General features: G+C 72.8%; 14 protein-coding genes. 8 read left to right on the forward strand and 6 right to left on the reverse strand.

What is annotated here, in order from left to right:
* Window positions 1-88 precede the first annotated feature (88 nt).
* On the reverse strand, window positions 89-901 hold the full coding sequence (locus KV381_RS24045) for an arylamine N-acetyltransferase (protein ID WP_030086933.1): 813 nt from the start codon (window positions 899-901) through the stop codon (window positions 89-91).
* Window positions 902-1,138: 237 nt separating this feature from the next.
* Between KV381_RS24045 and KV381_RS24050 the strand changes: the two genes are divergently transcribed.
* On the forward strand, window positions 1,139-1,468 hold the full coding sequence (locus KV381_RS24050; protein ID WP_030086934.1) for a hypothetical protein: 330 nt from the start codon (window positions 1,139-1,141) through the stop codon (window positions 1,466-1,468).
* Window positions 1,469-1,550: 82 nt separating this feature from the next.
* Here KV381_RS24050 and KV381_RS24055 read toward each other — a convergent pair whose 3' ends face one another.
* Window positions 1,551-2,378: an NAD(P)-dependent oxidoreductase gene (locus tag KV381_RS24055; RefSeq protein ID WP_030630452.1), complete on the reverse strand. Its 828-nt coding sequence runs from the start codon at window positions 2,376-2,378 to the stop codon at window positions 1,551-1,553.
* Between the two features lie 95 nt (window positions 2,379-2,473).
* On the opposite strand from KV381_RS24055, the gene KV381_RS24060 reads away from it, so the two are divergent.
* Both KV381_RS24060 and KV381_RS24065 read left to right on the forward strand, forming a co-directional pair.
* The gene (locus tag KV381_RS24060; protein ID WP_032787323.1) at window positions 2,474-2,845 is read left to right on the forward strand and encodes a helix-turn-helix domain-containing protein; all 372 of its coding nucleotides are present in this window, start codon (window positions 2,474-2,476) and stop codon (window positions 2,843-2,845) included.
* 81 nt (window positions 2,846-2,926) lie between these two features.
* Window positions 2,927-3,808, forward strand: a complete 882-nt coding sequence (locus KV381_RS24065) for a serine protease (protein WP_030630444.1) — start codon at window positions 2,927-2,929, stop codon at window positions 3,806-3,808.
* A gap of 49 nt (window positions 3,809-3,857) precedes the next feature.
* Here KV381_RS24065 and KV381_RS24070 read toward each other — a convergent pair whose 3' ends face one another.
* A complete protein-coding gene (locus KV381_RS24070; protein WP_030630442.1) occupies window positions 3,858-4,676 on the reverse strand; it encodes a TetR/AcrR family transcriptional regulator in 819 nt (272 codons plus the stop codon).
* Between the two features lie 93 nt (window positions 4,677-4,769).
* On the opposite strand from KV381_RS24070, the gene KV381_RS24075 reads away from it, so the two are divergent.
* Window positions 4,770-5,624 carry a siderophore-interacting protein gene (locus KV381_RS24075; RefSeq protein ID WP_030630440.1) on the forward strand — a complete coding sequence of 285 codons (855 nt, stop codon included), beginning with the start codon at window positions 4,770-4,772 and terminating at the stop codon, window positions 5,622-5,624.
* Window positions 5,625-5,626: 2 nt separating this feature from the next.
* Here KV381_RS24075 and KV381_RS24080 read toward each other — a convergent pair whose 3' ends face one another.
* Window positions 5,627-7,252: an amidohydrolase family protein gene (locus KV381_RS24080; RefSeq protein WP_030630438.1), complete on the reverse strand. Its 1,626-nt coding sequence runs from the start codon at window positions 7,250-7,252 to the stop codon at window positions 5,627-5,629.
* Window positions 7,253-7,294: 42 nt separating this feature from the next.
* Window positions 7,295-8,653 (reverse strand): alanine racemase, encoded by a 1,359-nt coding sequence (locus KV381_RS24085; protein ID WP_218786211.1) that lies wholly within the window; start codon window positions 8,651-8,653, stop codon window positions 7,295-7,297.
* 133 nt (window positions 8,654-8,786) lie between these two features.
* Here KV381_RS24085 and KV381_RS24090 point away from each other — a divergent pair, with 133 nt between their 5' ends.
* From KV381_RS24090 to KV381_RS24105, 4 genes are all read left to right on the forward strand, one after another.
* Complete coding sequence (locus tag KV381_RS24090; protein ID WP_218786214.1) at window positions 8,787-10,079, forward strand: sugar kinase; 1,293 nt, start codon at window positions 8,787-8,789, stop codon at window positions 10,077-10,079.
* A complete protein-coding gene (locus tag KV381_RS24095) occupies window positions 10,076-10,834 on the forward strand; it encodes an IclR family transcriptional regulator (RefSeq protein ID WP_007460289.1) in 759 nt (252 codons plus the stop codon). The genes KV381_RS24090 and KV381_RS24095 overlap by 4 nt, the downstream gene beginning before the upstream one ends.
* Before the next feature lie 6 nt (window positions 10,835-10,840).
* Window positions 10,841-11,251 carry a RidA family protein gene (locus tag KV381_RS24100; protein ID WP_007460291.1) on the forward strand — a complete coding sequence of 137 codons (411 nt, stop codon included), beginning with the start codon at window positions 10,841-10,843 and terminating at the stop codon, window positions 11,249-11,251.
* A 161-nt stretch (window positions 11,252-11,412) separates the two neighbouring features.
* Window positions 11,413-12,888 (forward strand): GntP family permease, encoded by a 1,476-nt coding sequence (locus KV381_RS24105; protein WP_030086954.1) that lies wholly within the window; start codon window positions 11,413-11,415, stop codon window positions 12,886-12,888.
* 47 nt (window positions 12,889-12,935) lie between these two features.
* Here KV381_RS24105 and KV381_RS24110 read toward each other — a convergent pair whose 3' ends face one another.
* Entirely contained in the window at window positions 12,936-14,021 is a 1,086-nt protein-coding gene (locus KV381_RS24110; RefSeq protein ID WP_218786216.1) for a methyltransferase domain-containing protein, read from the reverse strand.
* Window positions 14,022-14,071: the final 50 nt, after the last annotated feature.

Here is a 14,071-nt window from a genome sequence, read left to right on the forward strand (position 1 = left end):
CACGCGGGCCACACCGGCGGCGGGGCCCGGCAGGGCATACGGCGGAAGGGATCACTCCGGCAGCCCGGCAGCCGGGCACCGGATGTGGTCACTCCGGCAGCCGGGTGCCCTCCGGGAGCCGGATGTCGAAATCGTCCGCCAGGACCCGCAGCGCCTCGTCGCCGTCCTTCAGCTGCCGTTCCCGGACCGTGCCGTCGTCGGCCGTCTCCACCAGGTCGAGCCCGGACAGCGCGAGGTGGAAACCGATCCGGGTGCGCTGCGCGTACACCGCCTGCCGGAACGGCGAGCGCGGGTGCGTGGCGATGAACCAGTTGATCACCTCGTAGTCCGGCTTCTCGTACGGATCCAGGGTGAAGGTGTACTGCGGCTCCCACGAACCGCCCTGATCGGTCTGGAGCTCCCACAGCGGCAGCGGACCGTGGTGCGGCGCGTGGACCAGGCGGTGGCGGCGCGGCGCGTCGAACAGCTCGGCGCCCTCCACCAGCTCGATCGGCTCCAGCAGCGCCCCGACCGTCCCGAAACCGACGTCCGCCAGATACGGGTGCGGCTCGCCGGCCACGTCCACCCGCATCAGCATGTGCGTACGGGGCCGGATGTCGCCCGGCGCCGCACCCAGCACCACCCGGGCCGTCAGCGGTGTCACGGAGAAGCCGATCTGCCGGAGCGCGGTGGAGAAGAGGGTGTTGTGCTCGTAGCAGTACCCGCCGCGCCCGCCGCGTACGAGCTTCGCCTCCAGGTCGTCGAGTGCCAGCGACGGCGCGGAGCCGAGAACGGCCTCCAGGTTCTCGAACGGGATGCCGAGCAGGTGCGCGCGGTGCAGCGACCGCAGCACCTCCAGGGTGGGGCGGGGCTCCCCGGTCCAGCCGATGCGGGCGAAATACGCGTCGAGGTCGAGTGTCATACGCCGACCGTACGCAGCCGGGGCACGGGTGCGCCTCCGGCTGCGGACCGACATGTGCGGCCGGGGGGTCTCGGTCCGGACCGAGACCCCGGCCGAGGCCGCGCACCGGCCGAGGCCGCGCACCGGCCGAGGCCGCGCACCGGCCGGGGCGGCGCACGGCGGCGCGGCGCACGGCGGGGCGGCTCAGATCTTGCTCAACTCAAGTGAGAGCCGGGCCGGCCGGGGAAGGGTGGCCCCATGAGCCTGTTCCGGAAGCCCCAGCCCCTCGCCGTCCTCGTCCTCCACGACGCCCCCGAAGTCGCCGCCGCGATCCGGAGCGCGCTGGAGACCGCCACGGACGCCGAGCGCCCCGGCCTGGAGCGCGCCCTCGCGCTGGCCGAGGAATCGGCCGGGCGCCCGGCCGCGGAGCTGCGCGGCCGGTGGGTGCGGCAGCACCTCGCCGCCGCCGGGCACGAGGGCCCGGCGGACTCCGTGCCGGCCATCAAGATCCTGCGCGAGGCCGAACCCGGTCTGACGCTGCTCCAGGCGGTCACGTACGCGAAGGAGGCCGCGGCCGCCGACGCCTGACGCGGCCGGGGCTCCGGGCCTCCGGGCTTCCGGGCCTCCCGGCCTCCGGCCTCGGGTCCCCTGGCCTCCGGGCTCCCGGGCGTCAGATGCCGTTCATCGAGCCCGCCGACGCGACCAGCAGGGCCGTGTCGACGCCCTGCTCCCGCGCCGTACGGAGCAGCGCCGCGTGCCCCGCCTCCGCCACGGCCGCGCTGGTGGGGTCGTCGGGCAGCGGGCCGCCCGCGTACGCCGCCGTCGACGGGGCCATCGCCGTGAGCCAGCCGGCCACCAGCGCGCCGAACTCCTTCTCGTCGACCCCCGAGCCCGCGACCAGCGCGGCCGCGTGCCGGGCTCCGGCGAACATGGCGGTCATCGCGCTGAGCAGCGCCACGTCGTGGAGCGCCGCGAACCCGGGGTCGGCGCCGACGTACCGGGTGGCGACGGGAACGGACAGCACCTCCTGGTGGGCGTCGAAGACCTCGCGGTCACCGCTGTAGAAGACATAGCCGCCGGCCTCCGGCACACCGATCATCGGCGGAACGGCCATGATCCCGCCGTCCAGGAAGCGGGCGCCGCGCTCGTTCGCCCAGACCGCGCGGGTGCGCGACTCGGCGGGGGTGGAGGTGGTGAGGTCGACCAGGTCCCTGCCCGTGAGGTCGGCGTCGGCCAGTGCCGCGCGGACCGAGGCGTCGTCCAGGAGGCAGGTGACGACCAGCGGGCTCGCGGCCACCGCCTCGGCCGCCGTGGCGGCCACCCGCGCACCGGCGGCGGCGAGTTCGGCGCTCCGGCCGGGGCTGCGGTTCCAGACGGTCAGCGGGTGCCCGGCGGCGAGCCAGGTGCGGGCGAGCGCGGCGCCCATCGCGCCGAGGCCGAGCAGGGTGAGAGGAGTGGGCGGGGCGGGCGGAACGGGAGCAACGGTGTTGTCGGACATGCCGATTAGGCTGGTCGACGGTGCCGGAGGCGACAAGTACGCACTATGGAGTGGGTGGTTACCTCGTGGTGAGCGAGCAGGTGGGGGAGCGGGCGATGAAACGGATCGTACGGAGGCCGGGGGCTTTCGTCTGCGGGATCGACGCGGCGATGGATGTGATCGGCGGCAAGTGGAAGGTGCTCATCCTGTGGGCGCTGAACGAGCGGACCTGCCGCTTCGGTGAGCTGCGCCGGGCCGTGCCCGGGGTGACCGAGAAGGTCCTCAGCTCCCATCTCAAGGAGCTGGAGGACGACGGCATCGTGCACCGCGAGGTGTATGCCGAGGTGCCGCCGCGCGTGGAGTATTCGCTCACCCCGCTGGGCCTCTCGCTGAACGCGGCGCTGGAGCCGCTGGGGCTGTGGGGGCGCGACCACATCTACCGCGGTGCGGCCGAGGCCGGCGCCGTGGCCGGAATTGACCCCTTGTGATGGCCTGACATCTGCGCCAACATGCGCATGTCAAAAGCCGGAAGATCTCCGGCCCATGGCATCACCGGAGGTACCCCCCACATGAACAAGCCTCTCGTCGGTGCGTTTCTTGCTGCCCTGCTCCTGGGAGTGGGTGCCGCGCCCGTCGTCGCGGCCGAACCCGCCGGGAACGCGAGCGAGGTTTCGGCCGAAGCCGCGCCGCGGGCAAGCGAAGCCACCCCCGCCGCGAAGGCCGTGACCTTCGCCGGGACCGTCGCGCTCAGCAACTGTTCGGGCTCCGTCGTCCGTTCACCCGACGCCGAGCCCACCGACCCCGCCCTCGTGCTCTCCAACGGGCACTGCCTGGAGTCCGGCTTCCCGGGCCCCGGCGAGGTCGTCCTCGACCAGCCGTCCTCGCGGACCTTCACCCTGCTCAACGCCTCGGGCAGCGGTGTCGGCACGCTGAAGGCGAGCAAGATCGCGTACGGCACGATGACCGACACCGACCTCTCGCTCTACGAACTCACCAGCACCTACCAGCAGATCGAGGACAGCTACGGCATCCAGGCGCTGGAGCTGGAGACCGCGCACCCCACGGCGGGCACCGCCATCACGGTCGCCTCCGGCTACTGGAAGCGCACCTACAGCTGTGACATCGACGGCTTCGTCCACCAGCTCAAGGAGGGCCGGTGGACCTGGAAGGACTCGGTCCGCTACACCCCGGAGTGCCAGACCATCGGCGGTACGTCCGGCTCGCCGGTGATCGACGACGCCACCGGCAAGGTGGTCGCCGTCAACAACACCGGTAACGAGAGCGGCGAGGAGTGCACGGACAACAACCCGTGCGAGGTCGACGAGAACGGCGAGGTGACCGTCCGCGAGGGCATCAACTACGCCCAGCAGACCTACACCATGGTCCCGTGCATCGGGGTCGGCAGCAAGATCGACCTGGACGCCGAGGGCTGCGCGCTGCCCAAGCCGTAGCGGTCGTCCCACGCGATCCCGGGCGCGCGCCGGGCGGTCCTGACCTTCCTCAGGGCCGCCGGGCGCGCGCCGCCTCGATTCCGTCCAGCAGCACGTCCAGCCCCACCCGGAACGTCTCGCGTGCCTCCCGCTCCGGATACGGCACCGCGTCCTGCCCGCCGTCTTCCGGAGGCGGCTCCGGCGCCCCGTCCCGCTCCAGCCCGGTCACCGCCGGAAAGCGTTCCGCGAAGTCCGGGACCAGCTCCGTCAGGGCCGCCGAGCGCGCCGCCCACCACTCCTCGTCGGAGCTCCCGGTCGCGGCCGCGGCCCGTCGGGCGTCCGCCACCGTCCGCGCCGAGCCCTGCACCAGCGGGAACAGCGTCCCCACCAGCCGCCGCACCGTCCGCGCCTCCAGCCCGGTCGCCCCGAGCAGCCGGACGAGCGTGTCCAGGTTCGCGTACTCGTGCGGCCCCAGCACCGGCCGGGCCTGCGAGACCTGGAGCACCCAGGGGTGGCGGACGTAGAACTCCAGGACCTCTCCGGCCCACGCGGTGAGCGGTACCCGCCAGCCGCCCTGTCTCTCGTACTCCTCGTAGTCCGACGGGAGTTCGGCATGGACCGCGTCGTACATCAGGTCCAGCAGCTCGCTCTTGCCCGGGACGTGGGTGTACAGCGCCATCGCGGTCCGGCCCAGCCGGTCGCCGACCGCCCGCATCGACAGGGCCGCCATGCCCTCCTCGTCCGCGACCGCGACGGCCGCCGTCACGATGGCGTCCACGCTCAGCCGGGGCTTGGGCCCGGGGCCGCCGCGCGTCGGGGCGGCGACCTCCGCGCGCCAGAGCAGGGAGAGGGAGCGGCGGGCGTCGCCCTGCCCGGCAAAGACCACCACTTGCGACTCCTTACGCCATAAAGTAACTTCGACCCGGGTAATGCTTTACCGCGTAAAGATATCAGGGTGGCTATCAGTGGAGGGCGCAGCGTCATGAGTCGGGCCATGCCGGTCAGCTATGTACGGGTCACCGGAGTGGAGCGGATCACCCCGCGCACCGCCAGGGTCGGCTTCACCGGCGAGGCGCTGCCCCGCCTGCTGGAGGACCGCCCCGACCAGCAGATGAAGCTGTGCCTGCCGCGCGAGGGGCGGAGCGTGCGGGAGGGGCTGCTGCCGGAGCGGGACGCCGGCGATCCGTACGGCATGCGCTGGTACGAGGCGTTCCTCGCGATTCCGGAGGCGGAACGGCCCTGGATGCGCGGCTTCACCGTCCGCTCCTACGACCGCGAACGCAACGTGATGACCGTGGACTTCGTGCTGCACGGCGCGGACGGGCCCGCCTCCCGCTGGGGTGCGGCGGCCCGGCCCGGCGACGTCCTCGGCATGGTCGGCCCGTCCTCCCTCTACGCCCGCCCGCTGCCCGCCGCCCGGCGGATGCTCCTCGCCGGGGACGAGTCCGCGCTCCCGGCCATCGCCACCGTGCTGGAGGCGCTGCCGGCCGGGACCGGGGCCGTGGTGTACGCCGAGGTCGCGGACGCTGCGGAGGAACGGGAACTGCCGTCCGCCGCCGGAGGGGCCGAGGTCCGCTGGGTGCGCCGGGACCGGGGCGGCGCGCTGGTGGACGCCGTACGGGACGCCGGAGCGGACCTCGACGGGGTGGACGCGGCCTGGGTGGCGGGCGAGGCGTCCGCCGTCCGGGCGCTCCGCCGCCACCTGGTCGAGGACCGTCGACTGCCCAAGGCCGCCGTCGAGTTCAGCGGCTACTGGCGGCGTGCCCTCACCCAGGACGACGCCCCGACCGAGGAGGACCTCGCCTGGGCGGCGGAGCGCGCGGCTGACGCCTCGTAACGTCAGACCGCCGCCGCCCCCGCTCCCCGGACCGCCCGGCCGGCGAGCGCCGAGGTCCGCCTGCCGTCCTCGATGACGAACCGGCCGTCGATCAGCACATGCGGGATGCCGACCGGGAGCGTGCGCGGCTCCTCGAACGTGGAGCCCGCCGCCACCGTCTCCGGATCGAACAGCACCAGGTCCGCGCGGTACCCCTCGCGCACCAGCCCCCGGTCCGCGAGCCGCAGCCGGGCGGCCGGGCGCGAGGTCAGATGGGCGACGCACTCCTCCAGTGAGAGGATGCCCAACTCCCTTGCGTACCGCCCCAGATACTGCGGGAACGTGCCGTACGCCCTCGGGTGCGGCTTGTCGCCCTGGAGGATGCCGTCGCTGCCGCCGGTGTGCACCGGGTGGCGCATGATCTGCTGGACGTTCTCCTCGTGGCCCACGTGCTGGAGGATCGTCGTGCCGAGCCGGTCCTCGGTGAGGAGCCGCCGCGCGGTCACCCAGGGCTCCTCGCCCCGCGCCGCCGCCGACTCCGCCACCGTACGGCCCACGTACTCCGCCAGGTGCGGCGCGCTCACGCCGCTGATCTCGATGGTGTCCCACTCGATCGGCACGCCGTGGCAGCCGTCCGAGCCCAGCACCTCCAGATGGTGCCGGATCCTCTCCGCGCTCGCCGGGTCTGCGAGCCGGGTCAGGATCGACTCCGGTCCGCCCTCGCTCGCCCAACTCGGCAGCATCGCCACGAGGGTGGTGCAGCCGGGGGTGTACGGGTAGGTGTCGAGCGAGATGTCGGCCCCGGCGGCGAGCGCCCCGTCCAGCAGGGCCAGGAGGTCGGGCGCCCTGCCCTTGTTCACGCCGAAGTTCATGGTGGCGTGCGCGAGATGGAGGGCGCAGCCGGCGTTCCGGGTGAGCTGCACCATCTCCTCGTACGCTTCGAGCGCGCCCGCTCCGTAACTGCGGTGGTGCGGGCAGTAGTAGCCGCCATGACGGGCCACCACCCGGCACAGCTCGGTGAGTTCGGCGTCGTCCGCGTACATGCCGGGCGTGTAGGTCAGCCCGGACGACATGCCGACCGCGCCCTCCCGCATGCCCTGGTCCACCAGCTCCTTCATCCGGGCCAGTTCGGCGTCGGTGGCGGGCCGGTCGTCCCAGCCCACCGCGTACATCCGCACCGTGCCCTGCGGGATGAGGTAGGCGGCGTTGACGGCGATGCCCTGGCCGCCGAAGTTGCGGTCGAGGCGGTCCAGATAGCCGCCGACCGTGCGCCAGTCGAAGTCGATGTCGGAGCCGTCGCCGTTCCAGCCGGTGATCGAGCGGCGGACCTCGGCGAGCGTACGGTCGTCGACGGGGGCGTACGACAACCCGTCCTGGCCGAGCACTTCGAGCGTGACGCCCTGCGCCGCCTTCGCGCTGTGGTCCGGGTCGCGCAGCAGCGCCAGATCGCTGTGGGCGTGCATGTCGATGAAGCCGGGGGCGAGCGCGAGGCCGTCCGCGTCCACCGTGCGGGTGGCGGTGGGGCGGGGGCCGGGGGCGCCCTCGGGGTGGATCTCGGCTATGCGGCCGCCGTCGAGGGCCACATCGGCGCGGTAGCCGGGCTCGCCGGTGCCGTCGACGACCAGCGCGTCACGCAGGACCAGGTCCATGGGTCACCTTTCGGAGGGGGAACGCCGTACGGCTCGGCGGCTCTAGAAGAACGTGCGGATGTAGTCGGTGACCGTGCCGTCCGCCGTGACCAGCGGGATCAGCTGCCACTTGTCGAAGCTGGTGCAGGGGTGCGACAGGCCCATGCCGACCCAGTCGCCCACCTCCAGCTCCGCCCCGCCCTCCGTGCGCACCCAGGTGTGCTGGTCGGAGAGGCCGGTGACGGTGATCCCGGTGGCGGGCCGGACCGAGCCGTCCCGGCCGGAGCGGACCACCTGGGCCTCGGGCAGATCGAGGTCGTACGCGGCGTCCCGCTTGCCCGCGTTCAGGAACGCCTGCTCGCCGGAGGGGCGGGAGACGACCTGCGCCCAGAGCCGGAAGGCGGGCTGAAGAGCGCCCTCCTCGGGGACGCGGTTGAACGGGGTGAGGTGCTTGTAGTGCCCGTCGTCGTGCGAGACGTACGCGCCGGAGCGCAGCAACTTCAGCACGGGCAGGCTCAGTTCGGGGATCTCGGCGAAGACGTCCGCGACCGCGTCGAACCAGGCGCTGCCGCCCGCGCTGATCACGATCTCCTCGGCGCCGGCGAACCGCTGCTCGCCGTCGAAGGCGGCCGCGAGCGCGACGAGCCGCCGCAGCCACGCCCGTACGCGCTCGGGGTCGGCGTCCGGCACCTCGCCCTCGTACCCGGCGACGCCCACCAGGCGCAGCGACCCGGCCGCCGCCACCGCGTCGGCCACCGCCGCGCAGTCGGCCTCCGTGCGGGCCCCGGTGCGCGCGCCCTCGCCCGCGCCCAGCTCGACGACCACGTCGACCGGGCGGGTGGCGCCCGCCGCGCCGAGGGCCGCCTCCATCAGCTCGACGCCGCGCACGGAGTCGACGTAACAGACGAAGCGGAACGACGGGTCGGCCGTCATCTCGCCGGCCAGCCAGCGCAGGGCGACCGCGTCGACCAGCTCGTTGGCGAGGAAGATCCGCCCGATGCCGTACGCCCGGTAGATCCGCGCCTGGTGCGGCACGGCGGCCGTGATGCCCCACGCGCCGCGCTCCAGCTGGTCGGCGAAGAGCTGCGGCGCCATGGAGGTCTTGCCGTGCGGGGCGAACGCGAGGCCGTGGCGCTCCGCGTACGTCTCCAGGAGGTCGAGGTTGTGGGCCACCGACTCGGCGGAGAGCGCGAGGACGGGGGTGGTGAACCCGCCGGTGAAGAGGTTGCGGCGCTCGGTGGCGAGGTCCTTGACGGTCAGACCCTCCGCGTCCGGGGGCAGGGCCTTGAAACGGTGGTCGACGCGTTCGTCGGCGAGGGAGGCCGTGAGGGACGCAGGTGAGGACGCGGAGGATGCGGAGGGTGTGGAAGGCGCGGAGGACGCGGAAGGCGCGGTGCGGTCGGTGGGGCGTTCGGCTGCCAAGGGGAGCTCCTCGAAGTTCGTTGCAACATATGCAACACCCATTGCGTATATCGCTCAACGCTGTCTAACATCCGAGCCGATGCCCGGTCAATGGTGACCACCGGCCCGCACGCCGATCAGCGAGGAGCCCTCCGTGTCCGGACCCGCAGCAGGGACGGCCAGCGCCGCCACGACCACCGATGTCGTCTGTCTCGGTGAGTCCATGGTGACGTTCCTGCCCTCGCAGCCCGGCCGCCTCGCCGACGTGCCCTCGTTCGGCCGCGGGATCGGCGGAGCCGAGTCCAACGTGGCCTGCGCGCTCGCCGCCGCCGGCCACCGGGCGGCCTGGGTCGGCCGGGTGGGCGCGGACGGCTTCGGCGAGCATCTGGTCGAGACGATCGCGGGGTACGGGGTCGACACGTCGGCGGTCCGCCGGGATCCGGACCGGCCCACCGGCATCTACTTCCGTACGGCCACGGACCGCGGGACCGACACGCACGAGGTCGCGTACTACCGGGCCGGGTCGGCGGCGTCCGCGATGTCGCCGGCGAACGTGCCGTACGAGGAGCTGTTCGCGGGGCGGATCCTGCATCTGTCCGGGATCACGGCCGCGCTGTCGGCCGACTGCCTGGCGCTGCTGCGGGAGCTGACGGCCGCGCGGCCGGGGCGGCCGCTGGTGTCCTTCGACGTGAACCACCGGCCGCATCTGTGGCGGGGCGGCGACGCGGACGCGTCCGTGCTGCTGGAGCTGGCGCGCCGGTCCGACCTGGTGTTCGTGGGGGAGGACGAGGCGGAGGAGGCATGGGGGATCGTCGGCGCGGAGGCGATCCGGGCGGCGCTGCCGGAGCCGTCCGTGGTGGTCGTGAAGCGGGGGAGTGCGGGCGCGACGGTGTTCGCCTCGGGGCTCCGCCCCGGACCCCGCTCCTCGATCGCCGGAGGGGCTGAGAATGCCCCGGGCGCACGCTCCACGGAGGGCGGAGGGGCTGAGAATGCCCCGGGCGCAGGCCCCACGGGGGGCGGAGGGGCTGAGAATGCCCCGGGCGCAGGCCCCACGGGGGGCGGAGGGGCTGAGAATGCCCCGGGCGCAGGCCCCACGGAGGGCGGAGGGGCTGAATGTGCCGTCGGAGGCGCTGAGAGCGGCCCCGACACCGTCACCCATGTTCCCGCCCTCCGTGTCGACGTCGTCGCCGCCGTCGGGGCCGGGGACGCCTTCGCCGCCGGGTTTCTCTCCGCCACCCTGCGCGGGCTGCCCGTCCGCGACCGCGCCCGGCACGGGCACCTGATGGCCGCCGCCGTTCTCACCGTCCCCGGCGACCTCACCGAACCGCCCGCCCGCGACCACGCCGACCGCCTCGCCGCCCTCGACGACGACGCCTGGGGGAGACTTCGTCTCGGCCCCGGCTGGACCGCAGCCGACCGGGCCCCCGAGGAGGTACGCACACCATGAGTCAGACCGTCGACCGGGCACTGAGCATCCTGCCGTTGCTCGCCCAGGGACCCGCCGACCTCGGCCAGGTCGCCGAGCGGCTCGGCGTGCACAAGTCCACGGCGCTGCGCCTGCTGCGTACGCTGCACGAGCACGGCCTCGTCTACCGCCAGGAGGACCAGCGCTACCGCCTCGGCGCCCGGCTCTTCGCGCTGGCGCAGGAGGCCGTCGAGAACCTCGACGTACGCGAGATCGCCCACTCCCACCTGGTCGCGCTCAACGACCGGTGCGGGCACACCGTGCACCTCGCCGTGTACGAGGAGCAGGAAGTCCTCTACATCGACAAGGTCGAGAGCCGCTACCCGGTCCGGATGTACTCCCGGATCGGCAAGCCCGTCGCGATCACCGTCGCGGCCGTGGCCAAACTGCTGCTCGCCGACCTCACCGAGCCCGAGCGGCGCGTCATCGCCGAGAAGCTCGACTACCCCATGTACACGTCCCGTTCGACGCCCAACGCCGCCGCCTTCCTCAAGGAGCTGGCCGTCGTGCGCGAACAGGGCTGGGCCACCGACCTCGGTGGCCACGAGGAGTCCATCAACTGCATCGGCGCCCCCATCCGCGGCGCGGACGGGCGGGTCGTCGCGGCCATGTCGGTGTCCGCACCCAATGTGGTCGTCACGGCCGAGGAACTCCTCACCCTGCTCCCGCTGGTCCGGCGCACCGCCGAGACCATCAGCCGGGAGTACTCCGGCACCACCCGACCCAAGAAAGCCTGATCAGCCATGACCGAGAAGACCGCCCTCACCCCCTCCACCCACACCACGCCGCCCGCGAAGTTCTCGCACGGCGTGAAGAAGGGGAACATCCTCCAGGTCGCCGGCCAGGTCGGCTTCCTCCCCGCCGTGGAGGGCCAGGCCCCGACCCCGGCCGGCCCCACCCTGCGCGAGCAGACCCTCCAGACCTTCGCCAACGTCAAGGCGATCCTGGAGGAGGGCGGCGCGAGCTGGGACGACGTGATGATGATGCGCGTCTACCTCACGGACGTGGACCACTTCGCGGAGATGAACGAGATCTACAACACCTACTTCGCCGAGCAGAACCTCAAGGAGGCCCCCTCGGCGCGGACGACGGTCTACGTCGGTCTGCCCAAGGGCCTGCTCATCGAGATCGACGCCCTCGCGGTGCTCGGCTGACGGTCCCCGTTCCCCCGGCCGCCCGGCCCGCTCTCCTCTGAATCCTTGCTCCGCACGCAGAACCACTCCCACTCCCGCAGTACGCCGTACGGCACGGCGCCCCGCTCCCCGGGGGCGCCGTGCCGTGCTCCCCCCTGCCCTCCAGCACCACCGGAGTCCCCATGCTGCTCGCCGCAACCCCCTCGCCGGCCGAGACACCACCGCACACCGGTGGTCTGCTCCTCCTGATCGACGGCACCGCCGGTCTGCTGACCGTCGCCGCCCTCGGCATCGCCCTCCTCCTCTTCCTGATCATCAAGGTCAGGCTCCAGCCGTTCGTCGCCCTGCTCGCGGTCTCCATAGCCGTCGGCCTCGGCGCCGGGCTCTCGGTCACCGAACTCTTCGGCACCGTGCAGAAATCCGCCGCCGTCTCGGTCATCGAGTCCGGCATGGGCGGCATCCTCGGCCATGTCGCGATCATCATCGGGCTCGGCACGATGCTCGGCGCGATCCTCGAAGTGTCCGGCGGGGCCGAGGTGTTGAGCGCCCGGCTGCTGAACGCCTTCGGTGAGAAGCGCGCCCCGCTCGCCATGGGGATGACCGGCCTCGTCTTCGGTATCCCGGTCTTCTTCGACGTCGGCATCTTCGTCCTCGCGCCGATCGTGTACGCCGCCGCCAAGCGCTCAGGCAAATCGATCCTGCTCTATGCGATGCCGCTGCTGGCGGGCCTGTCGATGACCCACGCGTTCCTGCCGCCGCACCCGGGGCCGGTGGCCGCCGCCGGACTCTTCAACGTGTCGCTCGGCTGGGTCATCCTGATGGGCATCGTCGTCGGCATCCCGTCCGTCATCGCCGCCTGGGGGTACGCCGCCTGGATCGGCAAGCGGATCTTCGTCGACGTACCGCAGGACATGGTGGAGGCCGCCGAGGAGGCCAAGGCCGCCGTGGCCGCCGAACAGCGCGCCGCCGGGGTCACCCCGCACGAGAAGCCGGTCCCGCTCGGCACGGTCCTCGCGATCATCGGCACCCCGCTGATCCTGATCCTCGCCGCGACGTTCTCCTCCATCGCCCTGGACCCCTCCACCCTCCGCTCGGTCGTCGAGTTCTTCGGCAACCCGTTCGTCGCCCTGACGATCGCCCTGTTCCTCGCGTACTACCTGCTGGGCATCCGCCGCGGCTGGTCCCGCAAGTCGCTGGAGTCCGTCTCCACGTCGTCGCTGAAGCCCGTCGGCAACATCCTGCTGGTGGTCGGCGCGGGCGGCATCTTCGGTGCCGTGCTCAAGGGCAGCGGCATCGCGGACGCGCTCGCCGACACCTTCAACGACGTCGGCCTGCCGGTCATCCTGCTTGCCTGGCTGATCTCGGTCGTGCTGCGCGTCGCCCAGGGCTCGGCGACGGTGGCGATCGTCACGACCGCGGGCATCGTGGTCCCGCTGGTCGAGGGCCAGGACCTCTCCCAGGCCCACCTGGCGCTGATCATCATGGCGATCTCGGCGGGCTCGATCTTCGCCTCGCACGTGAACGACGGCGGCTTCTGGATGGTGTCGAAGTACTTCGGCATCAGCGAGCGCGACACCCTGAAGTCCTGGACGGTCCTGGAGACGGTGCTCTCGGTCGCGGGCTTCGTCGTCGCGGCGCTGCTCAGCCTGGTGATCTAGCGGTACGGGGGCGGGGCCCGCCGGGCCCCGCCCCCGGGAGGCTCCCCTCAACTCCCCTTACGGGCCACGTAGTACACGTTCAGGATGTCGCCCTCCACCTCGCGCACGGCCACCTCCCCGAAGCCCGCCTCCTTCAGCATCCGCAGTGCGGTCTGCCTGCCCCACACCGTCCCCAGGCCCGCCCCGCCCTCGCTCAGCGAGGTCGTCATGCAGTAGAAGACCGAGAAGGCGTAGAGCGTGGGGCCCAGCGGGAGGTCCAGGTTCTCCTCCAGCCTGCTGGAGGCCGCGATGTCGCCCATCAGGAACACCCCGTCGTCCCGCAGCGCACCGGCCACGGCCACCAGGGTCGCCGCCGGGCGGGCCAGGTCGTGGATCACGTCGAAGGCGGTGATCAGGTCGTACGGGCCGGTCACCGCGGCCGCGTCCGCCAGGTCGAAGTGCGCGTTCCGCAGGCCCAGCCGCGCCGCCTCGGCCCGGGCCGCCGCGATACCGCCCTCCGACATGTCCACCCCGGTGAACCGGCTGGCCGGGAACGCCTGCGCCAGCAGGTTGACCGCGTGGCCCTGGCCCGTACCGACGTCGAGCACGTCCAGCCCGCCGCCCGAGCCCAGCAGCTCCGGCAGACCGGGCGCCAGCGGAATGATCACGTCGACCAGCGCCGCGTCGTACACCCGCGCCGTCTCCTCGGCCTGGAGCTCCTGGAACTTCGGATACGAGGAGTACGGCACCCCGCCCCCGTCCCGGAACGCCGTGACCACCTCGTCCTCGACCAGCCCGATCAGGGCCAGGTCCTGGAGGAAGGAGGCCAGGTTGTCGGGCCCGGCGGCACGGCACAGGGATGCGGCGTGCTCGGGCGGCAGCCGGTACGTACCGTCCGCCGGGTCGTACCCGACGATCCCGCCCACGGTCACCCCGCCGAGCCACTCGCGCACATAGCGCTCGTTCAGCCCGGCGGCATCGGCGATCTCCTCGCTGGTCGACGGCGGCAACCCCGCCATCACGTCGAACAGCCGCGTCCGGTGTCCGAGGCTGCACAGATACCCCAGGCAGGCATCGTTGAGGACCTCCACCATCCGGCCGGCGAACTCCTCCTGCCGGGCCGGATCCGCTGTCCCCCGGATCGTGTGAGACATGGCGCCTCCTTCGGAAGGCCACAGCGAGCGGCCGGAACCGCGCCCGCTTC

Source organism: Streptomyces sp. WY228 (genome assembly GCF_019287315.1).
GTDB classification, from domain to species: Bacteria; Actinomycetota; Actinomycetes; order Streptomycetales; family Streptomycetaceae; genus Streptomyces; species Streptomyces caviscabies.

Bases quoted from the DNA above. Each gene is read 5' to 3' on its own strand.
- KV381_RS24045 (WP_030086933.1), bottom strand. From the start codon at position 901: ATGACACTCGACCTCGACGCGTATTTCGCCCGCATCGGCTGGACCGGG.
- KV381_RS24050 (WP_030086934.1), top strand. From the start codon at position 1,139: ATGAGCCTGTTCCGGAAGCCCCAGCCCCTCGCCGTCCTCGTCCTCCAC.
- KV381_RS24055 (WP_030630452.1), bottom strand. From the start codon at position 2,378: ATGTCCGACAACACCGTTGCTCCCGTTCCGCCCGCCCCGCCCACTCCT.
- KV381_RS24060 (WP_032787323.1), top strand. From the start codon at position 2,474: ATGAAACGGATCGTACGGAGGCCGGGGGCTTTCGTCTGCGGGATCGAC.
- KV381_RS24065 (WP_030630444.1), top strand. From the start codon at position 2,927: ATGAACAAGCCTCTCGTCGGTGCGTTTCTTGCTGCCCTGCTCCTGGGA.
- KV381_RS24075 (WP_030630440.1), top strand. From the start codon at position 4,770: ATGAGTCGGGCCATGCCGGTCAGCTATGTACGGGTCACCGGAGTGGAG.
- KV381_RS24080 (WP_030630438.1), bottom strand. From the start codon at position 7,252: ATGGACCTGGTCCTGCGTGACGCGCTGGTCGTCGACGGCACCGGCGAG.
- KV381_RS24095 (WP_007460289.1), top strand. From the start codon at position 10,076: ATGAGTCAGACCGTCGACCGGGCACTGAGCATCCTGCCGTTGCTCGCC.
- KV381_RS24100 (WP_007460291.1), top strand. From the start codon at position 10,841: ATGACCGAGAAGACCGCCCTCACCCCCTCCACCCACACCACGCCGCCC.
- KV381_RS24105 (WP_030086954.1), top strand. From the start codon at position 11,413: ATGCTGCTCGCCGCAACCCCCTCGCCGGCCGAGACACCACCGCACACC.
- KV381_RS24110 (WP_218786216.1), bottom strand. From the start codon at position 14,021: ATGTCTCACACGATCCGGGGGACAGCGGATCCGGCCCGGCAGGAGGAG.